Below are 23,400 nucleotides of genomic sequence, written 5' to 3' on the forward strand. Positions count from 1 at the left end.
AGTCCGATCCGCACGGTGAGGCGTACAAGGCTGCGGTGGATCACTACACATCGAAGTCCAGAAGGGATCCGGTCAAGCGATTATGGGAAGAACCCGTCACCCGCTCCATACTCGCCGAGGCGCTTGATCATATCGGGCCGCGCGAGCCGGTCAGGATCATGGACGTGGGATGCGGAACGGGTGAGGGCCTGCGTCTGCTGTCCTCCTTGGATGAGACCAAGGGCCGGGCTTTGTCCTATTGTGGCCTGGACATGGACCGACGGCTGCTGGAAATAGCACGGACGGAATTCGCTGACCACGACGCAGCGGACTTCATTTATGGTGACATGCGCGGCGGAATCCCGGACTCGCCCTACGAGTTGTACCTGTCCTGCGGAGTCCCGTACTCGCACCTCGCGCCGGAGGAGCTTCCTCCCGTACTCGCGGGAGTATTCCGCAGCATCAAGCGCAACCGGACCAGGTCCACCGTGGTCGTCGACGTACTCGGGCGCTACTCCCTGGAATGGATGCCCCGGTGGGGCGAGGCACGCTGGGACTACCGTATGAGTTTCTTCAGGAGCGACCAGAGTGCCGGCGCCTCCCCCATGACGTTCTGGAGCCCGGCGGACCTCCTTGAATGCATCGGCCAGGCGTGCCGGGAGGCCGAATTCCCCTTCGGGGAAGTGAATTTCCGGGACCGTTCCATCATGGTCGGCCGGCACACCGAGACCGGGGAGTTCAATCCCGCACTCGCTCCCTACCGTGCCCTGGTCAACCGGCTGGAAGCAGGAACGGGCGACGTCATCGCTGATGACCTGCGGTTCCCCGACACGATCTCCGCGGCGGCGCCGGAGCCCGTCGCCATGTTCTACCGGCAACTGCGGGAGCGCTGGAACGCCGTCATCGAAAAACGGCATCACCGTCATTCCCCTCCCACTGTCTCCGCTGCTGCCGGGCGTTACCTGGCCAGGGAGCTTCGCGAGCTGGAGCACCAGCTGTCTCCGGGACTGGGGGTCGGCCATTCGCTGACGGCAATCATTCACTTCGACCCGTACGACGACTGAAGAGGCCGAGGCGGCCAGCAGAAAGGCATATTCATGACTGCCACCCGACGGGGCCATGAGGCAGTGGACACCATCAACATGGGATTCAACCGCGTACGCCGATCCATGCGGAAATGGGAGTGGAAAACCGCACAGCTCTCGCCTGCCGACGACGAGCTGTGGACTCCGCAGTACGTGAGCTGCGCCCGCGACAACGCGGTGAAGCGGCTCACCATGCGGGACTTCGGCTATACCTCGGTGGCCAAGCACAACGCACCGCCCAGCGAGGAGACCATCGCCTACTCCGGTGCCCATCAAGTCCTCACCGCGGAAGGCATCGCGGCCTTCCGCCGGGTGTGTGAGAAGCTCGCGGACCGGGCGCCCAACGACGATTACATCGTCAGCAAACGCGTACGCAATGTCATGTCGCTGTCCCGTTTCATCCGCGACATGGCCGGCGATCCGCAATTCCTCGGAAGGCTGTCGGCGATCGCCGGTGCCCCGCTGGTGCCGCACCCGCTCGTCAGCCCCGCGATCTGCGTGAACTACTTCGACAACCGCCGTATCGAACTGAAATCGCGTCAGGAATCCCAGGTCGCGCGGTGGCACTACGACGGAATGACCTACGTCTTCGTCATGCAGCTCACGGACAGCAGTGAGTTCGAGGGCGGAGATCTCATGATCCATCAAGGCGGACGCCAGGAGTTCGAGCGCAATCAAGCACAGGTCACGGCCCAGGAACTCGACCACCCGAAGGTCTTCAGGGCACCGTTCTCCCGCCCCGGAGACACCGTGTACACCCGAGGCAGCGCACTCTGGCACGCGGTGCGGCCGGTGACGTCGGGACGGCGGATCAGCGTCGTCCTCTCCCTTTTCTCGCCGATGCACCCGGCGGACGCCAACACCTTTTGGCACGTCGCGGCCGAGGACGGACTTCTCGACACCCTTTCCAGCTTTTCCCAATTGCGACGGGCGCAGTACGACACCCTGGGCTACTGCCGCCGCAACGACATAGACCTGATGCGCGTGTTCTCGGAAGCGGCCGGCTTCCGAGAACTGGTCGCACCGCGGTGAGGGGATACGCCGGGCCGCTGCGCGCGGCGGCGTTGGTGGTGACGTGGAGTTCAGGCTTCATCGGCGCCCGCCTGGGCACCGACGCCGCCGGCACCCTACCCATCCTGATGTGGCGTTTTGTGCTGGTCGCGGCGCTGCTGGTCCCGTGGTGGTGCCTGACCCGCTACCGCAGGCTCAGCTGGCGGGAGATCGGAATCCAGTCGCTGGTGGGGCTGTTGGCGCAGAGCGTGTACCTGCTCAGCTCCTTCGGCGCGATCGAGTTGGGGGTGCCGCCCGGGACCACGTCACTGGTCGAGGGCCTGCAACCCCTGTTCGCAGCCGCCCTGGTGGGCCCGTTGCTCGGTGAACTGGTCACCCGCCGGCAGTGGTGGGGGCTGAGCATCGGGCTCATCGGGGTGGTCCTCGTCATCGGCGAAGGGCTCCAGCTCGGCGGCGACCGGCCGCTGTGGGCGTACGCGATCCCCTTCGCCGGCATGGTGGCGCTCACGGCGGCGACCATCATCCAGCGCAGAAGCGGCCTCGCCACCCCGCTGGCCGACGCCCTGACCATTCAGAGTTGTGCCAGCGCCGTCTTCTTCGTACTGCTCGGCCTGGCCTCCGGACAGACCTCCGTTCCCCTCACCGGCAGCTTCTGGTTCGCGCTCGGCTGGGTGGTCGTGCTCTCCACCCTCGGCGGGTACGGGTTCTACTGGCTCAACCTCAAGCACAGCGACGTGAGCCGGGTCAACAGCCTGATCTACCTCACACCCCCGACGGTGACGCTCTGGGCCTACCTCATGTTCGGCGATTCCATCGGGCTCCTGGCCGGCCTCGGGTTCGTCATCTGCGCGGTGGCGGTGGTGCTCGTCCATCTGCCGAACCGCCGCCCCGTACGAGCCCGACAGGAGCCCGCGTCATCAACTGACCTTGTGGCGCCGGATGCTTGCGACGACCGGGATGACGGCACTCACCGCGTCACGCCCCCTCGGTGCGGGTGAGCGGCCCTGCCGGGGTGCCCGGAGCCCCGTACCCGGTGTGCGCCGTTCGACCAGCACCGTACGAAGGTGACCGGCCCACCCGAACACCGGCGCCTTCGGCGGAACCCGGTTTCGTCACGGGCATTCCACCCCGTTCAGCATGCGTTTGATGATGGCGCAGACCATCTCCTCGACGGATCCGGGATCAAGGGGATCGCCCTTGTCCCCCTTTTCGCCTTTGTCGCCGCGCGGGCCGGGGTCGCCCTTGGGTCCGGGGTCGCCCCGCTCGCCTCGTGGGCCGGGCTCACCCGCGTCGCCCCGCTCACCCGCTTCGCCGTCTCGGCCGGAGCATCCGGGCTCACCGCGCTCGCCCTGTGCGCCCGGCTCTCCCCGGGGGCCGGGCGCACCCTCATCACCCTTTTCGCCCCGCTCGCCTTTGCAGCCTGGTTCGCCCCGCTCCCCCTTGTCGCCTTTCTGGCCTCGTTGCCCCGGGTCGCCCTTGTCGCCCCGCTCGCCTTTCTCGCCGTCCCGGCCCGGATCCCCTCGCCCTCCTTTCTCCCCCTTGCTTCCCCTTTCCCCTTGATCGCCCTTCTCCCCGCGTAACCCGGGATCACCCCGCTCGCCTTTCTCGCCCCGCTCACCCTCGTCACCCGGATCTCCTTTTCTTCCGCGCGGCCCGGTTTCCCCCTTCTCGCCGCGGCACCCCGGAATCCCTCTGGGGGGATCTTTGATGGCGATGCAAACCGTGACGGTGACGCAGTCGCATTCCGTCCCTTTCCTGAGCATCAGGTCGGTCTCGCATAAGGGGGCCTGCGGAGACACGTCGAAGTCCCCCACCCAGTAGCACGTTCCGGAAATAGGCATGAGACTGTGCCAGATACCTGAACCGCCGGTGACGGCTGCGGTGCTGTATTCGACTTCTCCGCCGCCTGCCGGCCTGGGCCAGTAGACGATAATCTTGGTGCTCACACCGGGATACAGCGACTCCCCGAAGAAAACGAGGAGGGAAGAGTTCTGGTGATCGACAGGCGTGGCCATGTCTTCTCCTTGAGGCTGGCACTGGAGGGGGCGGGCGGGGCGCATGGCAGTGCTCCCGCGCTTGATTCGAGGGAGCAGAAGCCAGAGAAATCGGGCACGCCGACGTCACGTGGACGAATTCCGTGCGGCCGAGCTGGTGCATCCCCGGAAAACGAAACCTGGTACCGGATGGGGCGCCGACGTCAAAAACGCTGCGCATCGTACTCATTCGGCTCTATACCCACACAGCCGTCGACTATTTATCGATGTGCCGGGAGCATATGGTTTTAACCCAGTGGAGTGAATCGTAGGGTGATGTACAAAAGCCCGCCCGGCCCCGGAAACGGCAAGAGGCCCCCGTCACCCGACGGGGGCCTCCACTCGTTCCCCGGGTCTCAGCCCAGCTTGCTCACATCGCGCACCGCGCCCTTGTCCGCGCTGGTGGCCATGGCGGCGTAGGCGCGCAGGGCCTGGGAGACCTTGCGTTCGCGCTGCTTGGGGGCGTAGACGCCGCCCAGGGCGAGCCGGCGGGACTCCAACTCGACGTCGCTGACGAGGAGTTCGATCGAGCGGTTGGGGATGTCGATGCGGATGCGGTCGCCGTCCTCGACGAGGGCGATGGTGCCGCCGGATGCCGCCTCCGGCGAGGCGTGGCCGATGGAGAGACCGGACGTGCCGCCGGAGAAGCGGCCGTCGGTGACCAGCGCGCACGCCTTGCCCAGGCCGCGGCCCTTGAGGAAGGACGTCGGGTAGAGCATCTCCTGCATGCCGGGGCCGCCCTTGGGGCCCTCGTAGCGGATGACGACGACGTCGCCCTCCTTGACCTGCTTGGCGAGGATCTTGTCGACGGCCTCTTCCTGCGACTCGCAGACCACGGCCGGGCCCTCGAAGGTCCAGATCGACTCGTCGACACCCGCGGTCTTCACGACGCAGCCGTCCTCGGCGATGTTGCCCTTGAGGACCGCCAGACCGCCGTCGGCGGAGTACGCGTGCGCCAGGTCGCGGATGCAGCCGCCGGCCGCGTCCACATCGAGCGAGTCCCAGCGCTCGGACTGCGAGAAGGCGGTCGCCGAGCGCTTGCAGCCGGGGGCCGCGTGCCACAGTTCGACGGCCTCGGCCGAGGGCGAACCGCCGCGCACGTCCCAGGTCTTGAGCCATTCGGCCATGGAGTCGCTGTGCACGGTGTGCACGTCCTCGTTGAGCATCCCGGCGCGGTACAGCTCGCCGAGGATGGCGGGGATGCCGCCCGCCCGGTGCACGTCCTCCATGTAGTACGTGCCGCCCGGCGCGACGTTCGGGGCGACCTTCGCCAGGCAGGGCACCCGCCGGGAGACCGCGTTGATGTCGTCCAGGTCGAAGTCGAGTCCGGCTTCCTGGGCGGCGGCGAGCAGGTGCAGGATCGTGTTGGTCGAGCCGCCCATGGCGATGTCCAGGGCCATGGCGTTCTCGAAGGCGGCGCGGGAGCCGATGGTGCGCGGCAGGACGGTCGTGTCGTCCTGCTCGTAGTGCCGCTTGGTGATCTCGACGACGGTGCGTCCGGCGTTCTCGTACAGCGCCTTGCGGGCGGTGTGGGTGGCCAGCACGGAGCCGTTGCCTGGGAGGGAGAGGCCGATGGCCTCCGTCAGGCAGTTCATGGAGTTGGCGGTGAACATGCCGGAACAGGAGCCGCAGGTCGGGCAGGCGTTGTCCTCGATACGGAGGATGTCCTCGTCCGAGATGTTCTCGTTGACCGCGTCGGAGATCGCGTTGATCAGGTCGAGCTTGCGGACGGTGCCGTCGACGAGGGTGGCCTTGCCCGCCTCCATCGGGCCGCCGGAGACGAAGACGGTCGGGATGTTCAGGCGCATCGCGGCCATCAGCATGCCCGGGGTGATCTTGTCGCAGTTGGAGATGCAGATCAGCGCGTCCGCGCAGTGCGCCTCGACCATGTACTCGACGGAGTCGGCGATCAGGTCACGGGAGGGCAGGCTGTAGAGCATCCCGCCATGGCCCATGGCGATGCCGTCGTCGACCGCGATGGTGTTGAACTCGCGGGCGATGCCGCCTGCCGCGTGGATCGCTTCGGAGACGATCCGGCCGACGGGCTGGAGGTGGGTGTGGCCCGGCACGAACTCCGTGAAGCTGTTGGCGACGGCGATGATCGGCTTGCCGAAGTCCTCGCGCGCTACGCCGCTGGCCTGCATAAGGGCTCGGGCGCCTGCCATGTTGCGGCCATGGGTAACGGTGCGGGACCTCAGATCGGGCACGATGGTCACTCCCTCGGGATTCGTCCGAACGACCGCCGCGTCCGCCGCCGGACCGTGCCGGGGCGGGCGGCGTCATATAGCAGCCGTCCTCTATCAGCTGAACCCGAGATTACGCTCCCGATCCGCGATCCGGACAGCGCCTCCGCAATGTGAGACGGATGACCGGAGTGCGGACGGCCCGCCACCCGCCGGTGACGGGCCCCGGCTCACGACCCCGGCACCCACGTGGGCGAGGCGAGATGGAGCCGGGTGAAGGCCAGCGCCTCGGCGAGATCCGCCTCGCGCTCGGCCGCCGACATCGCGCGCCGGGTGTTGACCTCGATCACCACGTGCCCGTCGAAGCCGCTGGTGGCCAACCGTTCCAGCAGGTCGGCGCAGGGCTGGCTGCCGCGGCCAGGCACCAGGTGCTCGTCCTTGTTGGAGCCGTCGCCGTCGGCGAGGTGGATGTGGGCCAGCCGGTCGCCCATCCGGTCCACCATCGCCAGCGCGTCACTGCGCGAAGTGGCGGTGTGCGAGAGATCGACGGTGAAGTGCCGGTAGTCGTCCTGCGTCGGATCCCAGTCCGGTGCGTACGCCAGCATCTCGCGGTCGCGGTAGCGCCAGGGGTACATGTTCTCCACGGCGAACTTCACGTCCGTCTCGCCCTCCATGCGCCACACCCCGCGCACGAAGTCCCGCGCGTAGCCGCGCTGCCAGCGGAACGGCGGGTGCACCACGACCGTGGAAGCCCCCAGCTTCTCCGCGGCGTTCTTCGCGCGCTGGAGCTTGACCCACGGGTCGGTCGACCACACCCGCTGGGTGATCAGCAGACACGGCGCGTGCACGGCGAGCACCGGCACACCGTGGTAGTCGGAGAGCCTGCGCAGCGCGTCGATGTCCTGACTGACCGGGTCGGTCCACACCATGACCTCGACGCCGTCGTAGCCCAGGCGGGCGGCGATCTCGAAGGCCGTCGCCGTCGACTCCGGGTAGACCGAAGCCGTGGACAGCGCGACCTTCGCATCCGGGATGCGCACCACTGGCTCTGTCACGAGGGACAGCGTACGGGCCGCTTTGCTCAGCCCGGGGGCAGGTGGTCGAGCCGGCGCAGGATGACGCCCTCGCGCAGCGCCCACGGGCAGATCTCCAGCGACTCCACGCCGAAGAGGTCCATCGCCGCCTCCGCCACCAGCGCCCCCGCCAGCAGCTGCGGCGCCCTGCCCTCGGACACCCCGGGCAGCCCGGACCGCTCCTGCACGGGCATCGCCGCCAGCTTCGGCACCCACTCCTCCAGCTTCTTGCGCTCCAGCTCCCGCAGGACGTAGAGCCCGTCGCCCGAGCGGGCGGCACCGGCGATCCTGGCCAGCTGCCGGAAGGTCTTGGAGGTGCCGACGACGTGATCGGGGGCGCCGTAGCGGGTGAAATCGCTCACCACCTTCGCGATCTCGGCGCGCACCCGGCGCCGCAGCGCCCGTATGGCGTCCGCGCCGGGCGGATCGCCCGGCAGTGCGCCGCTGGTCAGCCGGCCGGCGCCGAGCGGCAGCGACACCGCCGCGTCCGGCTCCTCGTCCAGGCCGTACGCGATCTCCAGGGAGCCGCCGCCGATGTCCAGGACCAGCAGCCGGCCCGCCGACCAGCCGAACCAGCGCCGGGCGGCGAGAAAGGTGAGCCGCGCCTCGTCCTCACCGGAGAGCACCCGCAGCTCGACACCGGTCTCCTGGGCGACCCGGCGCAGCACGTCCTCGCCGTTGGCGGCCTCGCGGACCGCGGAGGTGGCGAACGGCAGCACGTCCTCGACGCCCTTGTCCTCGGCGACCTCGATCGCCTCGTGGAGGGTGGCGATCAGCTTGTCCACCCCCGCGTCGCTGATCGCGCCGTCCGCGTCCAGCAGTTCGGCGAGCCGCAGCTCCGCCTTGTGCGAGTACGCGGGCAGCGGACGCGCGCCCGGGTGCGCGTCGACCACCAGGAGATGGACCGTATTCGAACCCACATCGAGGACACCGAGTCTCATACGGGGAAACCTACTGCGGTGGCAGGAGGAGGAGTCACGCCGCCTTACGCTGGAGACGTGGCTAAGACGAAAAAGGCGAAGCGCGATAAATCCCTGAAGAAGGACGCAAAGCGGCAGGCCGGCGAAGCGGCGGCGCAGGGGGCCACGGCCGACGAGGTCGGCCTCGACTTCGCCCGTGCCTGGGTCACCTTCCCCGACCCGTCCGACGACGAGCAGCTCTTCCGCTGCGACCTGACCTGGCTGACCTCCCGCTGGACGTGCATCTTCGGCAGCGGCTGCCAGGGCATCGCGGCGGGACGGGCCGACGACGGCTGCTGCACGCTCGGCGCGCACTTCTCCGACGAGGAGGACGAGGAGCGGGTCGCCAAGAGTGTGGCCCGTCTCACGCCGGAGCTGTGGCAGTTCCACGACGTCGGCACCGAGTCCGGCTGGATCGAGGAGGACGAGGACGGCGACCGGCAGACCCGGCGCTGGAACGGCTCGTGCATCTTCCAGAACCGGCCCGGCTTCGCCGCGGGCGCCGGCTGCTCGCTGCACATCCTCGCGCTGCGCGAGGGCCGCGAGCCGCTGGAGACCAAGCCGGACGTCTGCTGGCAGCTGCCGGTGCGGCGCACGTACGACTGGATCGACCGGCCCGACGACACCCGGATCCTCCAGGTGACGATCGGCGAGTACGACCGGCGCGGCTGGGGCCCCGGCGGCCATGACCTGCACTGGTGGTGCACGTCCGCCACCTCGGCGCACGGCGCGGGCGACCCGGTCTACGTCTCCTACAAGCCCGAACTCACCGAGCTGATGGGCAAGAAGGCGTACGCCAAGCTCGTCGAACTGTGCGAGGAGCGGCTGGCGGCGACGCTGCCGATGGCGCCGCACCCGGCGGATCCGCCGGTGGCCCCGAAGCCCCCGAAGGACTGACGGGCCGGCCGCGTCCCGGCCGGCCGCAGGTCAGCGCGGTGCCTCCCCGGTGGCAGGCAGGGTCGAAGGGCTGCCGGGACCGGGGCCGTGCGGGGCCGTGCCGCTCGGCTCGGGTGCCGGCTCGGCCTGCGCCGGCGCCGTGTCACTCCGGCCGGGGCCCGGGTCCTTCGCGCCGTGCCCCTCGATCGTGACGGCGGCGCCGCCGGGGCCCAGCACGACCCGGTTCCGCCAGTGGCCCGCGGGCTCCTGGTCGTGATCGACGGAGACCGTGACCTTCACCGTCTGCCCCGGCTTCAACTCACCGGCCGTACGGCTGATGTGGAGCCACGACGCCGCGGTGGCGGCCGTCCAGCGCACCGGAGCGCCGCCGGATGCGCTGAGGGTGATGACGGTGGTCCCGCCGCTCGGCTGCGCGGCGACGGTCAGCCGGCCGGGACCGCCACCGGGCGGCGGCGGGGAGCCGCCCTCGCCTGCCACCTCGACCGAGACGTCGGGGGTCCTGCCGCCGGCCAGGAACCTCGGCTGCGGCGTCCTGCTGGCGTTGCCCGCGTTCTCGTACGGGCGGCCGTCGAGCCGGGAGGTGTCCACGTCGCGGGCGGTCACCGACTGCGAGGGATCCGACTCGCCGGTCATCGGGGCGCTGCGGTAGGCGGCCCACAGGGCGAGCACCGGCGCGGCCAGGACCGTGGCGACGATGGTGGTCGTCATGGCACGGCTGCGCAGTCGGCGGCGGCGGGCCGCGCGGTCGGTGGGGCCGACCGGGAATCCCGCCCGGTCGTAGCGAGGAGAACCGTTTGGCCAACCGCTGCGGCCCGCGCGCCTGCCGCCTGCCGCGGTCCCGGCGCCCGCCACCCCCTCGGCACGCGCCGACCGGCTGCGCCTGGCCGCGGCCAGCGCGCCGAACACGGCCTCCCGCGGCGCCTCGACCAGCGGCAGGGCACCCTGGGCCGCGGGCGCGGTGCCGGGCCAGGGGCCCGCGGCGGTGGCCCGCTCCGCGGTACGCCGGCACTCGGCGCACTCGTCGACGTGCCGCACCAACTCCCGCCGCAGCGCGGCCCCGAGCAGCATCTGGGAGTCGCCCGCCGGCCGCGCCACGTCGGGGCAGCGACCGCGTTCGACGACGGCCAGCGCGGCCCGGGTCCGCTCGACCTCGCAGGAGGCGGCGGCCAGCAGGGCGTGGGTGGCGGCGGGTTCGGTGCCGAGTACCGCGGCGACCTCGTCGGCCTCCAGGCGGTGGCGTACCGAGAGCTCCAGCGCCTCGCGCTGCTCGGGTGTGGTGCCCGCGGCCTCGGGCCAGGCCAGGACGGCCAGCTCGCGCCGCTCCGCCTCGGGGTCCGCGTCGGCGTCCGGCGCGGCGGACTCGGCGAGCCGTCGCAGGCAGGCCCAGCGGGCGAGCGCGTAGAGCCAGGGACGGTAGAGCGGCGGTCCCGGCCGCTTGCCCTGCTGCCGCTCGGCGAGCGCGAGGGTCTCGCCGAGCACGGCGCTCGCCGCGTCGTGCGCGCACAGGACGGACAGGCAATACGTGAACAGCCCGTCCAGATACGGCTCGTAGGGGCGTTGGGGGGTGTCGTGACGGGTGTGGCGATCGGGGCTTGAGTGGTGGTCGTCGCGGGCTGGGCCACCTGGGTGGCGCTGGGCGGTGCCGCGCGACCGGGGTGCGCCGGTGGTGTGCGTGGGGTGCTCGGGCCTGCTCATCACCCGGCGACGGTAGGCGGATGATGCAGCGGTGCTCCCTCTCCGGGCACACATTTGACCCTTACGAGTGACCATCTCACTCAAAAGGGGACAGGAACCACTCGTTCCGCCCATGCCGCCCGCGCGGCAGGCGCGCCCCGGGCCCGCCGCGGGCCACCCGGTCGGCGCAGCGGCCGTCGTTGTCACACCCCACGGTTACGGTGGCCGCATGGCAACCCGTAAAACGTCGGCCAAGGAGCGCCCCTCCTATCGCTGCACCGAGTGCGGCTGGACCACCGCGAAGTGGCTCGGCCGCTGTCCTGAATGCCAGGCGTGGGGCACGGTCGAGGAGACCGGCGGCTCCCCGGCGGTGCGGACGACCGCTCCCGGCAGGGTCACCACCGCCGCGGTGCCCATCGGCCAGGTCGACGGGCGGCGGGCCACCGCGCGCTCCACCGGCGTGCCCGAGCTGGACCGCGTGCTCGGCGGCGGTCTCGTCCCCGGCGCCGTGGCGCTGCTGGCCGGCGAGCCTGGTGTCGGCAAGTCCACCCTCCTCCTGGACGTCGCCGCCAAGGCCGCGTCCGGCGACCACCCCACGCTCTACGTCACGGGCGAGGAGTCCGCGAGCCAGGTCCGGCTGCGCGCCGACCGCATCGGGGCGATCGACGACCACCTCTACCTCGCCGCCGAGACCGACCTCTCCGCCGTACTCGGGCACCTGGACAGCGTCAAGCCCTCGCTGCTCGTCCTGGACTCCGTGCAGACCGTCGCCTCCCCGGAGATCGACGGCGCGCCCGGCGGCATGGCCCAGGTCCGCGAGGTCGCCGGCGCCCTCATCCGGGCGTCCAAGGAGCGCGGCATGGCCACCCTCCTGGTCGGCCACGTCACCAAGGACGGCGCCATCGCGGGGCCGCGCCTGCTGGAGCATCTCGTCGACGTGGTCCTCCAGTTCGAGGGCGACCGGCACGCCAGGCTGCGCCTCGTCCGCGGCGTCAAGAACCGCTACGGCACCACCGACGAGGTCGGCTGCTTCGAGCTGCACGACGAGGGCATCACCGGCCTCGCCGACCCTTCGGGCCTCTTCCTGACGCGCCGTGCCGAGCCCGTGCCGGGTACCTGTCTGACCGTCACCCTGGAGGGCCGCCGCCCGCTGGTCGCCGAGGTCCAGGCGCTCACCGTCGATTCGCAGATCCCCTCGCCGCGGCGTACGACGTCCGGCCTGGAGACCTCCCGGGTGTCGATGATGCTCGCCGTCCTGGAACAGCGCGGCCGGATCAGCGCCCTGGGCAAGCGCGACATCTACAGCGCCACGGTCGGCGGGGTGAAGCTCACCGAACCGGCCGCCGACCTCGCGGTGGCGCTCGCCCTGGCCAGCGCGGCCAGCGACACCCCGCTGCCGAAGAACCTCGTCGCCATCGGCGAGGTCGGCCTGGCCGGCGAGGTCAGGCGGGTGACCGGCGTGCAGCGCAGGCTCTCCGAAGCCGCCCGCCTCGGCTTCACGCACGCGCTGGTCCCGTCCGATCCCGGCCGGATCCCGGACGGCATGCGGGTCCTGGAGGTCGCCGATGTCGGCGAGGCACTGCGCGTGCTGCCCAAGCGGGCGCGGCGAGCGGCCCCGCAGGAAGAGCCCCCGCAGGAGAGGGAGGTCCGCCGGTAGACTTTGCCCTGGTCTCGCCCAACGCCGCAGTCTTGCCGTCGGCACACGTACGCTCCCTGGTACGTCCGCCGCAGCAGGGGCCGGGCGGCCTGCGGACCGACAGACCTTGCGACGGAGGAGTGCAGTGGCAGCCAACGACCGGGCATCGTCTCCCGGCAGGTCCGGCGGGAGCTCCGGCACCGACGCCCTGATGCGCGCCTCGCTGAGCGCGGTCGCTCCCGGTACCGCCCTGCGCGACGGCCTGGAGCGGATTCTGCGCGGCAACACCGGCGGGCTGATCGTGCTGGGCTTCGACAAGACCGTCGAGTCGATGTGTACCGGCGGCTTCGTGCTGGACGTCGAGTTCACCGCGACCCGGCTGCGGGAGCTGTGCAAGCTGGACGGCGCGCTGGTGCTCGACAAGGACATCAGCAAGATTCTGCGGGCCGGTGTGCAGCTGGTGCCGGACGCCTCCATCCCCACCGAGGAGACCGGCACCCGGCACCGCACCGCCCAGCGCGTCTCGATCCAGGCCCGCTTCCCCGTCGTCTCGGTCAGCCAGTCGATGCGGCTGATCGCCCTGTACGTCGACGGCGAGCGCCGCGTCCTGGAGGAGTCGGCCGCGATCCTCTCCCGCGCGAACCAGGCGCTGGCGACCCTGGAGCGCTACAAGCTCCGCCTGGACGAGGTCGCCGGCACCCTCTCCGCTCTGGAGATCGAGGACTTGGTGACGGTGCGGGACGTCTCCGCCGTGGCCCAGCGCCTGGAGATGGTCCGCCGGATCGCCACCGAAATCGCCGAGTACGTCGTCGAACTGGGCACCGACGGCCGCCTGCTGACGCTCCAGCTGGACGAGCTGATCGCCGGTGTCGAGCCCGAGCGCGAGCTGGTCGTCCGCGACTACGTCCCCGAGCCGACCGCCAAGCGCTCCCGCACCGTCGCCGAAGCCCTCGCCGAGCTGGACGCGCTCAGCCACACCGAGCTTCTCGAACTCCCCATCGTGGCCCGCGCGTTGGGCTACAGCGGCTCCCCCGAGACGCTGGACTCGGCGGTCTCGCCGCGCGGCTTCCGGCTGCTGGCGAAGGTCCCCCGGCTGCCCGGCGCCGTCATCGACCGCCTCGTCGACCACTTCGGCGGCCTCCAGAAGCTGCTGGCGGCGAGCGTCGACGACCTCCAGGCGGTGGACGGCGTCGGCGAGGCCCGCGCCCGCTCGGTCCGCGAGGGCCTGTCCCGCCTCGCCGAGTCGTCGATCCTCGAACGCTACGTCTGAGACGGACACCCGGGCGAAACGTTCCGGGGCGGGTACGGGGCGCCGCCCCAACAGGCCCCGCCCGCCCCACCGTTCAGCCCGTCACACCGTTCAGCCCGTCACCCCCGTCACCCCTTCTCCCGGAACGCCGCCTCCTTCTCCGGCGGCAGGCCGACCGGCGGCCGGCCAGGACGCTGCGGCGCCACCCCGCCGAGCGACCGCAGCCACTCCCAGGTGTCCGCCACCGTCTCCCCCACGGGCCGGCACCGCAGCCCCGTGGCCAGCGCCTTCGACACGTCCCCGCGGTGCAGCGTGTCGTGCGCCTCGCCCGGCGGCAGCCAGACCGGCAGCTCCGTCCAGGGCTGGATCCCGGCGGCCCGCACCGCGTCCGGCGCCGCCCAGCGCAGCTCCGCGTCCGCGCCTGTCACCCGCACGCAGTGGTCGAGCAGTTCGCCCATCGTGGTGTGCCCCGGCGCGCTGACCAGGTTGTACGGGCCGCCCGCGATGCCGTCCCCGATGCCATCGAGCAGCCATTCCGCGAGGTCGCGGGCGTCGATGTACTGGAGGGGCAGCTCGCGGGGCCCTGGCGCGAGCACCGGGCCGCCGCGCGCGATCCGGTTCAGCCACCACGGCAGCCGCCCGATGTTCTCGTACGGGCCGAGTATCAGCCCCGCGCGGGCCAGCACCGCCCGGTCGCCGAAGGCTTCGGCGGCGGCGATCTCGGCGCCCCGCTTGGCCTGCGCGTAGTCGTCCGCCGTGGTGGCGTCGGACGAGCCAGGCACCAGCGGCCCGCTCTCGTCGAGTCCCGCGGCGCACGGGAACGGGTGCACGGACCTGCTGGAGACGTAGACGTAGCGGCCCGCCCGGTCCGCCAGCAGCCGCGCCGCGTCCCTGACCGCGACCGGCGCGCCGCTCCAGGTGTCGACGACGGCGTCCCACTCGCCCGCCGCGAGGCCCGCGAGGCCCGCCGCCGTGCTCCGGTCACCGTGCAGCGCCGTCGCGCCCGGTGGCGGCGCGTGGTGCCCGCGGTGGAACACCGTCACCTGCCAACCCCTGGCCAGCGCCGCCTCGGTGACCGCGCGGCCGACGAACTCCGTTCCGCCCAGCATCAGTAGTCTCATGCCGCGACTGTGCCGCACGGCCCGCGGCCCGCGGGGCCCTGCACGCTGTGGGCGGATCCCCTACGAGCGGAACAACCGGAGGAGGCCGCTCCGGACGGGCCCGTTCAGTCCTTGGCGAGCACGAACGACGTACGGGCCGCCGCGAGCCCCGGCACCTTCGCCTCGATCTGGTACTTGCCCGCAGGAACGGCCGTCGCGCTCGACGTCGCGCAGTTCGGGTGGCTCACCTTGCGGTCCCACGTGACGGTGCGCTGGAGCGAGCCGTGCGCCGGGATCTTCACCGGCGCGGCGGTGGAGCCCGCGGGGCAGTCGTCGGATGCCCACACCGGGTCGTCGCCCGCGGTGTCGGTGATCGTGAGCACCGCGGCCTTGCCGCCGAGGTCCACCTTGCAGTCGGCGCCCGCGGTGTTCTTGACCGTCAGCTCGAACTTCGGCTTCTCGCCGGGCCGGTAGGAGTCCTTGACGCTGTGCAGTGCCAACTCCGTGCCGCCGTCCGCGCAGTTCGCGAGGGAGCCGCCGGCCGCCACCGCGCCGCCGCCCGTGCCCTCGCCGATCGGCGTGCCACCGGAACCGCCGGAACCCGCGCCCGCGCCGCCACCGGAACCGCCGCTGCCGCCCGCACCCGAGCCGCCGCCCGACCCCGAACCGCCGCCGTCACCGCCGCCGCTGCCCGACTCGTCGCGCCCGCCCGGCTTTTGACTGATCGCCGGTCCTGTCGACGAGGGACCTGGCGTGATGGACGTCGCGGGCCCCGAGCCGTCGTGGCCCTTGCTCTCGGCGTTGGTTCTGCCGCTGTCCCCGCCCAAGTTGAGGAGCCACACCACCAGGAGGGCGAGCAGCGCGAAGATGCCCAGCGCAACGGCCCTCCGCCGCCAGTAGATGGAGGAGGGGAGCGGCCCGATCGGATTGCGCAGTGATCCCACGCGGAAACTCTACGAGAGAACCCCGGGCACACCGGCCAGTACCCGCCGCACAGAACGGCAACTTTTCCCATGATCGGCCCGGATCCGGGTCCGCGGACCCGATTCCCACCCGATTCCCGGCTCCGCCCCCGCCTCTCCCACCCCTTCCGCCCCGCCGCCACACACCTCCGGGCGGCCACCACCCCGGCACGGAACGTCACCCGATCCCCACCCGGTGTTCGCCGGAACGCCCTCCGGACGTCGTTCAGGTGCGATCAGGCCCCGGCATTACGTACCGTCGTCCCTCATGAACAGCACCGATCTCTATCGCGACGTCACCGACTTCGCGCATGGCACCCCTGGATGGGTCCATTCCTTCGCCGACGCCGGCACCGAAGGCGGGATTCTGCTCCTGATGGCGCTGGCCATCCTGGGATGGTGGCGGTCCCGTCGGCACGACCCGCGCGCCGTCGCCCTCGCCATACTGGTGCCGGTCGGCACCGTCGTCGCGTACGTCCTGAGCGAGATCGTCAAGGGCATGGTGGAGGAGGAGCGTCCCTGCCGTGCGGTGGCACACGCGGCGGCCTCCATCGCGACGTGCCCGGCCGAGGGCGACTGGTCCTTCCCCAGCAACCACTCGGTGATCGCCGCCTCCCTGGCCGTCGGCATCGCCATCGCCTGGCGGGCCGCGATCTGGCTCGCGGTGCCGGTGGCCCTGCTGACCGGCTTCTCCCGGGTCTTCGTCGGCGTCCACTACCCGCACGACGTGGCCGTCGGCCTCGCCTTCGGCGCGGTGCTCGCCGCCCTGACCATCCTGCTGCTCAGGCGGCCGATGACGGCGCTGGTGCTGCGGCTGCGCTCCGGGCCGCTGCGCCCGCTGGTCGAGGCGCAGCGGGGCTCGCACGCGGCGGTGTAGCGCGGATCCGTCACGCGCCCGCCGGCGGAACGGGCCGCGTGACACCGCGCAGGGGGTTTTCTACGGAGTGGCGGTCGCCGGCCGCCACTCCTCTTTGTGTCCGAAGCCCCGGCCGTTGTCGATCAGCCGCAGCCAGTCGGGGCGCAGCTCCCACAGCTCGGTCCGCTCCAGGGCCGCGCGCAGCCGCTCGTCCGCCGCGACGAACGGGAACCGCCCGGTGTACGCGGCCCAGCCGGCCGCCCTCTCGTCGCCCGCCAGCACACGGCAGCGGCCCCGCCCCTGGAGGCCGGTCAGCGCGGTCCACTCCTGGCCGTCCCGCTGCACCGTGAACGCCACCCGCGCACCGGGCTGCCGCAGCGCCCTGCCGTGCCGGGTCGTACCCGAGGTGACGAAGTACGCCACCGGGCCCGCCGTGTCGCCGCCCGCGGCGTAGAGCACCGCACACGCCTGCGGCCCGTCCGCGTCGCCGTACGCCAGCGTCAGCGTCGTGTGATCGGCCAGCGCCCGCAGAATCTCCTCCGGACAGCCACCGCTCCGGCCCGCGTCCTGCATCTCGCCCGCCCTGCCCATCTCGTCCATCCCGTCCATCTCCTCCGCCTCGCTCGCCTCGCCCGGCATCCCTGCCACTCCTCTCCCGCTTCGCCCCTGGTCGCATCCTCGCGCGCGGGCCGCGGCCGGCGCGCACCGGCTCCGTGCGGGACGGCGCGGGCCCGGCCGCGTACCGCCGGTAAGCGGCCACCCGTACGTACCGGACCGTCCCGCGTGCGGGTGGGCGCGCGACGGCGCGGCCCGGCGCGTTTCCCGGGCGCCGCCGCTCGTGTCACCATCGGCGGTGCCATGACTTCGACGCCTGTCTCCCCCGCTGCCACTGCCACCGCCGCCACTCCCGCGCCCGCCGCCGCACCGGCCGCGGACGCCACCGACGGGACCGGACTGCACGGCCCCGTCACCGCCTGGTTCGACGCCCATGCCCGTGATCTGCCCTGGCGCCGCCCCGAGGCCGGCGCCTGGGGCGTGATGGTCAGCGAGTTCATGCTCCAGCAGACACCCGTCAGCCGCGTGCTGCCGGTGTACGAGCAGTGGCTGGCCCGCTGGCCGCGCCCCGCCGACCTGGCCGCCGAGGCACCGGGCGAGGCCGTCCGCGCCTGGGGCCGGCTCGGCTACCCGCGGCGCGCCCTGCGCCTGCACGCCGCCGCATCGGCCATACAGGAGCGGCACGGCGGCGATGTGCCGCGCGAGCACGCCCAGTTGCTGGCGCTGCCCGGCGTCGGCGAGTACACCGCCGCGGCCGTCGCCTCCTTCGCGTACGGACAGCGGCACGCGGTCCTGGACACCAACGTGCGCCGGGTGTTCGCCCGCGCCGTGGCCGGCCGCCAGTACCCGCCGAACGCCACCACCGCCGCCGAACGCAAGCTCGCCCGCGCGCTGCTGCCCGACGACGAAGAGGTCGCGGCGAAGTGGGCGGCGGCCACGATGGAACTGGGTGCGCTGGTGTGCACGGCGCGCGGCCCTGAGTGCGCACGCTGCCCGATCGCCGCGCAGTGCGCCTGGCGGCTGGCCGGATCCCCGGCGCACGAGGGCCCGGCGCGCCGCACCCAGAGCTACGCGGGCACCGACCGCCAGGTGCGCGGCAAGCTGCTCGCCGTGCTGCGCGAGGCGGTCCACCCGGTGCCGCAGGTGATGCTCGACGCGGTGTGGGACGAACCGGTGCAGCGGGCCCGCGCTCTGGACGGACTCGTCGCCGACGGTCTGGTGGAACCGCTGCACGGTGGCCGTTACCGTTTGCCGCTGACGTAACGCGGCGCGCCTGCCCCTGAGGGGAACGAGGGACGCACCCGCGGGTGCGTCCCTCCGTCCGTCCCGCGGCCCGCTCCGAAGCCCCCGGACCCCCGGTTCGCCGAACGCCCCCCGGAAAACGGCCCGTCGGTCTTCCGGCGGGGGGTGTCGTCCCCCCGGAGGATGACGCCCCGGGCCCCGCCGTCCCTCCGGAGGAGGACCCTCGGCCCGCTGTTACACAACCGAGGGTTTTCCGTGCACTGCCTGTGGGGCCGACGCACATTACGCCGCAACACCCCCTCCGTAGCGTCCTTCTCGTGCTGGAGACGACCACCGGCACGGTCAACGTGGGGAAGCGCAAGCGGATCGGAGGCGTCGGGATGGCGACCAGCGGCGGCAAGGTACTGGACTTCGAAGAGTACGTACGGACGCGGCAGGAGGCCCTGCTCCGCAGCGCCCGGCGGCTGGTGCCCGACCCCGTCGACGCCCAGGACCTGCTGCAGACGGCCCTGGTCCGCACGTACGGCCGCTGGGACGGCATCGCCGACAAGTCGCTGGCCGACGCCTACCTCCGCCGCGTCATGATCAACACGCGGACGGAGTGGTGGCGGGCCCGCAAGCTGGAGGAGGTGCCCACCGAGCAGCTCCCCGACGCGAGCGTCGACGACGGCACCGAGCAGCGCGCCGACCGCGCCCTCCTGATGGACATCCTCGGCGTGCTCGCTCCCAAGCAGCGCAGCGTGGTCGTCCTGCGACACTGGGAGCAGATGAGCACCGAGGAGACCGCTGCCGCGCTCGGCATGTCGACCGGTACCGTCAAGAGCACGCTGCACCGCGCCCTGGCCCGGCTGCGTCAGGAACTGGCGAACCGCGACATCGACGCGCGGATGCTGGAGCGTGGCGAGCAGGAGCAGGAGCGGTGCGCGGCCTGACGGGCGGCGTACGGCGCCGCGCACGGCGCACCACACTGAGCAGCACACCGGCCACGGCATCCGACCGGGCGCCCGCCGGTGCCACCACAACAGCAACAGCGGCAGGATCAGCGGCTGTGCGAGCAGCACGGTGAGCAGGAGCGGATTGTCCAGGAACAGGTTGACCAGGGACAGGTTGACCAGAGGCGGCGCAGCCACAGCGGGGGTGGCCGCCGTCGGCCTGCTGCTGGCCGGCTGCAATCCCGGCGGCGGAGGCGTCCGCAGCGAGGGCTCGGCCGGGCCCACACCGGGCACGCCGCCCCGGGGCGCGGCGACCGCGTCCCCCAGCCCGTCCGCCACCGCCGGGTACAAGAAGGTCGACGCGGTCGGCCTGCTGAAGAAGGACCCGAAAGTCGGCGCGGACGTGAAGCGGACCCTCGCCAAACCTTGCGCCGCCGACGAGTATCCGGTCGAGGTGACCTATGCGTCGGTGACCGGCAGCAAGGTTCCCGACGTCATCGTGAACGTCATGACCTGCGCGGACTCCATGGGCATCGGCTCGTACGTCTACCGCAAGGACGACGATGCGCACGGCGGGACCGACGGGTATGACAACGTGTTCAGCAACGAACAGCCGTCGGTCTCCGCCGGGGTCAACAAGGGCGACCTGGAGATCTCGAAGCAGACCTACGGCAGTGGTGACAAGGTGTGCTGTCCGTCCGGCGAGGACGTGACGACCTACCGTTGGTCCCAGGACCGCTTCACCGAGTTCGCGCGGTCCCACACGGACTACAGCAAGACCGGCGTCGACGGCACCGAGCCCGAAGACGGCAACGCATCGGAGGGTTGAGACAACCGCATGGCCGACACCCATGTGCTCTTCGTCGAGGACGACGACGTCATCCGCGAGGCCACCCAACTCGCCCTGGAACGCGACGGGTTCGTGGTCACCGCGATGCCCGACGGGCTCGCGGGCCTGGAGGCGTTCCGCGCCGACCGGCCCGATATCGCGCTGCTGGATGTCATGGTGCCGGGGCTGGACGGCGTCAGCCTGTGCCGCCGGATCCGGGACGAGTCCACGGTGCCGGTGATCATGCTGTCGGCGCGCGCCGACTCCATCGACGTGGTGCTCGGCCTGGAAGCCGGCGCCGACGACTACGTCACCAAGCCGTTCGACGGTGCGGTGCTGGTCGCCCGGATCCGCGCCGTGCTGCGCCGCTTCGGGCACGCCAGCGGGCCGGACGGCGCGGGCGCCCGCACGGCCGACGCACCGGAGCCCGCCGAGGCGATACTGCGCTTCGGCGATCTTGAGGTGGACACCGAGGGCATGGAGGTCCGCAAAGACGGTGTGCCGGTCGCGCTGACGCCGACCGAGATGCGCCTGCTGCTGGAGTTCTCCGACGCGCCGGGCACGGTCCTCTCCCGCGACCGACTGCTTGAGCGGGTCTGGGACTACGGCTGGGGCGGTGACACCCGGGTCGTCGACGTCCACGTCCAGCGGCTGCGCGGCAAGATCGGCCAGGACCGCATCGAGACGGTCCGCGGCTTCGGCTACAAGCTGAGAGGCTGACGGGCCCGGTGGTCAGGCTGGCCCTGCGCACGGGCCTGAGGTGGAAGCTCAGCGCCGCCATCGCGCTCGTCGGAGCGCTGGTCGCGATCGCGCTGAGCATCGTCGTGCACAACGCCGCCCGGGTCTCGATGCTCGACAACAGCCGGGACGTCCAGGTCGACCGTCTCGACATCGTCCAGCGGATGTTCGAGTCGACCGGCCGGCTGCAGTTCGGCGCGAAGATCGACGATCCCGCGCTGCCGCCCGAGCTGCGCAAGGAAGTCACCGGCTACAAGCGCGCCACCTACCTCCAGGACACCGGGGACACCGCCCCCGAGGTCTGGGCCGCCGCCCCGCTCGGCAACGACCGGGTGCTGTCGATCCACAACCGTTTCCCCGACAGGTTCGCCGTACTCGACGACCTGGACCAGGCACTGCTCATCGGGTCGGTCGCGGTCGTGGTCGGCGGCTGCGCGCTGGGCGTACTGGTCGGCGGCCGGCTCTCCCAGCGGCTGCGCAAGGCGGCAGCCGCCGCCGGGAAGCTCGCCGACGGCGACACATCCGTCCGGATCCGCGACGAGGTCGGCGGCCGGATCCGGGACGAGACGGACGACCTGGCCTGGGCCGTCGACGCCATGTCCGACGCGCTCCAGAAGCGCATCGAGGCCGAGCGCCGGGTCACCGCCGACATCGCGCACGAGCTGCGCACCCCCGTCACCGGACTGCTCACCGCGGCCGAGCTGCTGCCGCCGGGACGCCCCACCGAACTCGTCAGGGACCGGGCGCAGGCGCTGCGCACCCTCGTCGAGGACGTCCTGGAAGTGGCCCGCCTCGACGGTCACGCGGAGCGCGCCGAGCTGCAGGACGTCGCCCTCGGCGAGTTCGTCCGCCGCCGGGTGCGGTCCCTGAACACCGACGTCGGCGTCGAGATCGTCCGCGACGCGGAGGTCACCACCGACCCGCGTCGCCTGGAACGCATCCTCGGCAACCTCATCGCCAACGCCACCCGGCACGGCAAGCCGCCGATCGAGGTGACCGTCGAAGGCCGGGTGCTGCGGGTACGCGACCACGGGACCGGTTTCCCCGAGGCGCTGCTGCGCGAGGGCCCGAGCCGCTTCCGCACCGGCAGCAGCGACCGCGCGGGCCGCGGCCACGGCCTGGGCCTGACCATCGCCGCAGGTCAGGCCCGCGTCCTAGGTGCCCGCCTGACCTTCCGCAACGCCGACGAGGCCGCCGAAGGATCGACCGGCGCCGTCTCCGTCCTGTGGCTGCCGGAGAACGCGCCGACGGCCACCGGCAGCTTCCCCGTCATCCACCTGCCGGACCGCTGACCTGCTGGGCCGGCGGCCCCGCGGGCTCCTCTCCGGCTCCCGTTCCACCGGCCCCCTTTCCGTCCCCCTTGCCCTTGCCCTTCCCGTTCAGGGAGCCGCTCCAGTAGGCGTCATCCCACCGGCCGGCGTCCGGGCTGAACTCGACCTCGGCCCTGTCGGCGGCATCGGCGGGCAGCGAGAAGGCGTACTTCCCGACGGCCTTCCTGCCGGGGAGGACGTAGCCGGTGATGACCTTCTGCCGCCCGCTTCCGTCGATCACCAGCGACGCCGAGGCTCCGTCGGCGTCGTTGACGTCGGGCAGCCCGGTCTCGACCGCGATCCGCTCGCTGCCGGCGTTGACGACCGTGACCGTCACCTCGATCGCCTTGTTGCCCTTGGCGTGACCATGGGCGTAGGCGTCCGGGGTGAACGGCTCCGGCTTGGCGACCGTGACCTTCAGACCGTCGTCGAAGGTGTACGACTGGCCGAAGGACAGATGCCGGGCCTTCTCCGCCGCTTCCTCGGACTCCGCCTCGGCCGACGCGGAGGCTTCCGCCTCCTTGATCGTCGTGCGCGCGTGGTCGACGGCCTTGTCCACCACGATGATGCTGAAGACGCCGCCCCCGACCGCGGCCAGCAGCCCGACCACACCCAGCACCACACCGGTCACGGCCATGCCCTTGTTCGTCGCCAGGCCCCTGCGCACCTGGCTCAGCCCGACGAAGCCGAATATCACGGCCAGCAGCGCCGGCAGCCAGGACATCCAGAACAGGAAGACGAACAGGCCGAGCACGGCACCGCAGATGCCGAGCACCAGGGCCGCGACGCCCATGCCGTTGCGCGGCTGCGGCGCCCACATCGGCGCCATCGGCATCGGGTACGGCTCCCGGTCGACAGGAGCCGCTCCGGGCGGCGGCGGGCTCCACGGGTTGTAGTCCCCCGCTCCCTGCTCACCAGGCTTCTGACCGTCAGGTATCTGACCGCCGGGCTTCTGGTCGTCGGGCGGAGTGGGCACGGTCATGCGCAGTCCTCGAATTAGGCCGAAAGAGACGAACTGGCGACATTACCAGGCACTTTTGCCCGTTCATTGCCTAATTTCGGACAGCTCCGCGCCCTCGACATCGGCCACGCCCACC

Annotated in this window: 21 protein-coding genes; 12 read left to right on the forward strand and 9 right to left on the reverse strand. The window is 71.7% G+C overall.

Annotated elements, in window-relative coordinates; translation table 11 throughout:
* Window positions 1–35: 35 nt before the first annotated feature.
* The 3 genes from ACIBK8_RS20295 to ACIBK8_RS20305 all read left to right on the forward strand — a co-directional run bounded on the left by ACIBK8_RS20295 (window position 36) and on the right by ACIBK8_RS20305 (window position 3,073).
* On the forward strand, window positions 36–1,043 hold the full coding sequence (locus tag ACIBK8_RS20295; protein ID WP_399043207.1) for a class I SAM-dependent methyltransferase: 1,008 nt from the start codon (window positions 36–38) through the stop codon (window positions 1,041–1,043).
* Window positions 1,044–1,106: 63 nt separating this feature from the next.
* Window positions 1,107–2,096: a 2OG-Fe(II) oxygenase gene (locus ACIBK8_RS20300; RefSeq protein ID WP_399043208.1), complete on the forward strand. Its 990-nt coding sequence runs from the start codon at window positions 1,107–1,109 to the stop codon at window positions 2,094–2,096.
* On the forward strand, window positions 2,093–3,073 hold the full coding sequence (locus tag ACIBK8_RS20305; protein WP_399043209.1) for a DMT family transporter: 981 nt from the start codon (window positions 2,093–2,095) through the stop codon (window positions 3,071–3,073). The genes ACIBK8_RS20300 and ACIBK8_RS20305 overlap by 4 nt, the downstream gene beginning before the upstream one ends.
* A gap of 114 nt (window positions 3,074–3,187) precedes the next feature.
* On the opposite strand, the gene ACIBK8_RS20310 is transcribed toward ACIBK8_RS20305, so the two are convergent.
* The 4 genes from ACIBK8_RS20310 to ACIBK8_RS20325 all read right to left on the reverse strand — a co-directional run bounded on the left by ACIBK8_RS20310 (window position 3,188) and on the right by ACIBK8_RS20325 (window position 8,305).
* A complete protein-coding gene (locus tag ACIBK8_RS20310) occupies window positions 3,188–4,090 on the reverse strand; it encodes a hypothetical protein (RefSeq protein WP_399043210.1) in 903 nt (300 codons plus the stop codon).
* Window positions 4,091–4,464: 374 nt separating this feature from the next.
* On the reverse strand, window positions 4,465–6,315 hold the full coding sequence (gene ilvD, locus ACIBK8_RS20315; protein ID WP_393686513.1) for a dihydroxy-acid dehydratase: 1,851 nt from the start codon (window positions 6,313–6,315) through the stop codon (window positions 4,465–4,467).
* Between the two features lie 206 nt (window positions 6,316–6,521).
* Window positions 6,522–7,334 carry a sugar phosphate isomerase/epimerase family protein gene (locus ACIBK8_RS20320; RefSeq protein WP_393686709.1) on the reverse strand — a complete coding sequence of 271 codons (813 nt, stop codon included), beginning with the start codon at window positions 7,332–7,334 and terminating at the stop codon, window positions 6,522–6,524.
* 38 nt (window positions 7,335–7,372) lie between these two features.
* Window positions 7,373–8,305 (reverse strand): Ppx/GppA family phosphatase, encoded by a 933-nt coding sequence (locus tag ACIBK8_RS20325; RefSeq protein WP_399043211.1) that lies wholly within the window; start codon window positions 8,303–8,305, stop codon window positions 7,373–7,375.
* Between the two features lie 57 nt (window positions 8,306–8,362).
* Between ACIBK8_RS20325 and ACIBK8_RS20330 the strand changes: the two genes are divergently transcribed.
* On the forward strand, window positions 8,363–9,220 hold the full coding sequence (locus ACIBK8_RS20330; protein ID WP_399043212.1) for a hypothetical protein: 858 nt from the start codon (window positions 8,363–8,365) through the stop codon (window positions 9,218–9,220).
* A gap of 30 nt (window positions 9,221–9,250) precedes the next feature.
* On the opposite strand, the gene ACIBK8_RS20335 is transcribed toward ACIBK8_RS20330, so the two are convergent.
* Complete coding sequence (locus ACIBK8_RS20335) at window positions 9,251–10,915, reverse strand: sigma-70 family RNA polymerase sigma factor (protein WP_399043213.1); 1,665 nt, start codon at window positions 10,913–10,915, stop codon at window positions 9,251–9,253.
* A 208-nt stretch (window positions 10,916–11,123) separates the two neighbouring features.
* Between ACIBK8_RS20335 and radA the strand changes: the two genes are divergently transcribed.
* Together radA and disA are read left to right on the forward strand one after the other, a co-directional pair.
* Complete coding sequence (gene radA, locus ACIBK8_RS20340; protein WP_393686517.1) at window positions 11,124–12,551, forward strand: DNA repair protein RadA; 1,428 nt, start codon at window positions 11,124–11,126, stop codon at window positions 12,549–12,551.
* 124 nt (window positions 12,552–12,675) lie between these two features.
* Window positions 12,676–13,800: a DNA integrity scanning diadenylate cyclase DisA gene (gene disA / locus ACIBK8_RS20345; protein ID WP_227049993.1), complete on the forward strand. Its 1,125-nt coding sequence runs from the start codon at window positions 12,676–12,678 to the stop codon at window positions 13,798–13,800.
* A 107-nt stretch (window positions 13,801–13,907) separates the two neighbouring features.
* On the opposite strand, the gene ACIBK8_RS20350 is transcribed toward disA, so the two are convergent.
* Together ACIBK8_RS20350 and ACIBK8_RS20355 are read right to left on the reverse strand one after the other, a co-directional pair.
* A complete protein-coding gene (locus tag ACIBK8_RS20350) occupies window positions 13,908–14,900 on the reverse strand; it encodes an NAD-dependent epimerase/dehydratase family protein (RefSeq protein ID WP_399043214.1) in 993 nt (330 codons plus the stop codon).
* Window positions 14,901–15,004: 104 nt separating this feature from the next.
* Complete coding sequence (locus ACIBK8_RS20355) at window positions 15,005–15,823, reverse strand: hypothetical protein (protein WP_399043215.1); 819 nt, start codon at window positions 15,821–15,823, stop codon at window positions 15,005–15,007.
* Between the two features lie 286 nt (window positions 15,824–16,109).
* Between ACIBK8_RS20355 and ACIBK8_RS20360 the strand changes: the two genes are divergently transcribed.
* Complete coding sequence (locus ACIBK8_RS20360) at window positions 16,110–16,718, forward strand: phosphatase PAP2 family protein (RefSeq protein ID WP_399043216.1); 609 nt, start codon at window positions 16,110–16,112, stop codon at window positions 16,716–16,718.
* A gap of 60 nt (window positions 16,719–16,778) precedes the next feature.
* Here ACIBK8_RS20360 and ACIBK8_RS20365 read toward each other — a convergent pair whose 3' ends face one another.
* Window positions 16,779–17,336, reverse strand: coding sequence for a pyridoxamine 5'-phosphate oxidase family protein (locus ACIBK8_RS20365; RefSeq protein WP_399043217.1), 558 nt, complete (start codon window positions 17,334–17,336; stop codon window positions 16,779–16,781).
* 219 nt (window positions 17,337–17,555) lie between these two features.
* Here ACIBK8_RS20365 and ACIBK8_RS20370 point away from each other — a divergent pair, with 219 nt between their 5' ends.
* The 5 genes from ACIBK8_RS20370 to cseC all read left to right on the forward strand — a co-directional run bounded on the left by ACIBK8_RS20370 (window position 17,556) and on the right by cseC (window position 22,285).
* Window positions 17,556–18,515, forward strand: coding sequence for an A/G-specific adenine glycosylase (locus tag ACIBK8_RS20370; protein WP_399043218.1), 960 nt, complete (start codon window positions 17,556–17,558; stop codon window positions 18,513–18,515).
* 296 nt (window positions 18,516–18,811) lie between these two features.
* A complete protein-coding gene (locus tag ACIBK8_RS20375) occupies window positions 18,812–19,426 on the forward strand; it encodes a SigE family RNA polymerase sigma factor (protein ID WP_393686523.1) in 615 nt (204 codons plus the stop codon).
* Window positions 19,427–19,586: 160 nt separating this feature from the next.
* On the forward strand, window positions 19,587–20,255 hold the full coding sequence (locus tag ACIBK8_RS20380; RefSeq protein WP_399043219.1) for a hypothetical protein: 669 nt from the start codon (window positions 19,587–19,589) through the stop codon (window positions 20,253–20,255).
* 9 nt (window positions 20,256–20,264) lie between these two features.
* Entirely contained in the window at window positions 20,265–20,975 is a 711-nt protein-coding gene (gene cseB, locus ACIBK8_RS20385) for a two-component system response regulator CseB (protein WP_399043220.1), read from the forward strand.
* Window positions 20,976–20,983: 8 nt separating this feature from the next.
* Entirely contained in the window at window positions 20,984–22,285 is a 1,302-nt protein-coding gene (gene cseC, locus ACIBK8_RS20390) for a two-component system sensor histidine kinase CseC (protein ID WP_399043221.1), read from the forward strand.
* Here the strand turns inward: cseC and ACIBK8_RS20395 are convergent.
* Window positions 22,263–23,285 (reverse strand): DUF4190 domain-containing protein, encoded by a 1,023-nt coding sequence (locus tag ACIBK8_RS20395; protein ID WP_399043222.1) that lies wholly within the window; start codon window positions 23,283–23,285, stop codon window positions 22,263–22,265. The genes cseC and ACIBK8_RS20395 overlap by 23 nt on opposite strands.
* Window positions 23,286–23,400 lie beyond the last annotated feature (115 nt).

Source organism: Streptomyces sp. NPDC050161 (assembly GCF_044460025.1).
In the GTDB taxonomy this organism is placed as follows: Bacteria; Actinomycetota; Actinomycetes; order Streptomycetales; family Streptomycetaceae; genus Streptomyces.

Bases quoted from the DNA above. Each gene is read 5' to 3' on its own strand.
- ACIBK8_RS20310 (WP_399043210.1), bottom strand. From the start codon at position 4,090: ATGGCCACGCCTGTCGATCACCAGAACTCTTCCCTCCTCGTTTTCTTC.
- ACIBK8_RS20325 (WP_399043211.1), bottom strand. From the start codon at position 8,305: ATGAGACTCGGTGTCCTCGATGTGGGTTCGAATACGGTCCATCTCCTG.
- ACIBK8_RS20335 (WP_399043213.1), bottom strand. From the start codon at position 10,915: ATGAGCAGGCCCGAGCACCCCACGCACACCACCGGCGCACCCCGGTCG.
- radA (WP_393686517.1), top strand. From the start codon at position 11,124: ATGGCAACCCGTAAAACGTCGGCCAAGGAGCGCCCCTCCTATCGCTGC.
- ACIBK8_RS20350 (WP_399043214.1), bottom strand. From the start codon at position 14,900: ATGAGACTACTGATGCTGGGCGGAACGGAGTTCGTCGGCCGCGCGGTC.
- ACIBK8_RS20360 (WP_399043216.1), top strand. From the start codon at position 16,110: ATGAACAGCACCGATCTCTATCGCGACGTCACCGACTTCGCGCATGGC.
- ACIBK8_RS20365 (WP_399043217.1), bottom strand. From the start codon at position 17,336: ATGCCGGGCGAGGCGAGCGAGGCGGAGGAGATGGACGGGATGGACGAG.
- ACIBK8_RS20370 (WP_399043218.1), top strand. From the start codon at position 17,556: ATGACTTCGACGCCTGTCTCCCCCGCTGCCACTGCCACCGCCGCCACT.
- cseB (WP_399043220.1), top strand. From the start codon at position 20,265: ATGGCCGACACCCATGTGCTCTTCGTCGAGGACGACGACGTCATCCGC.
- ACIBK8_RS20395 (WP_399043222.1), bottom strand. From the start codon at position 23,285: ATGACCGTGCCCACTCCGCCCGACGACCAGAAGCCCGGCGGTCAGATA.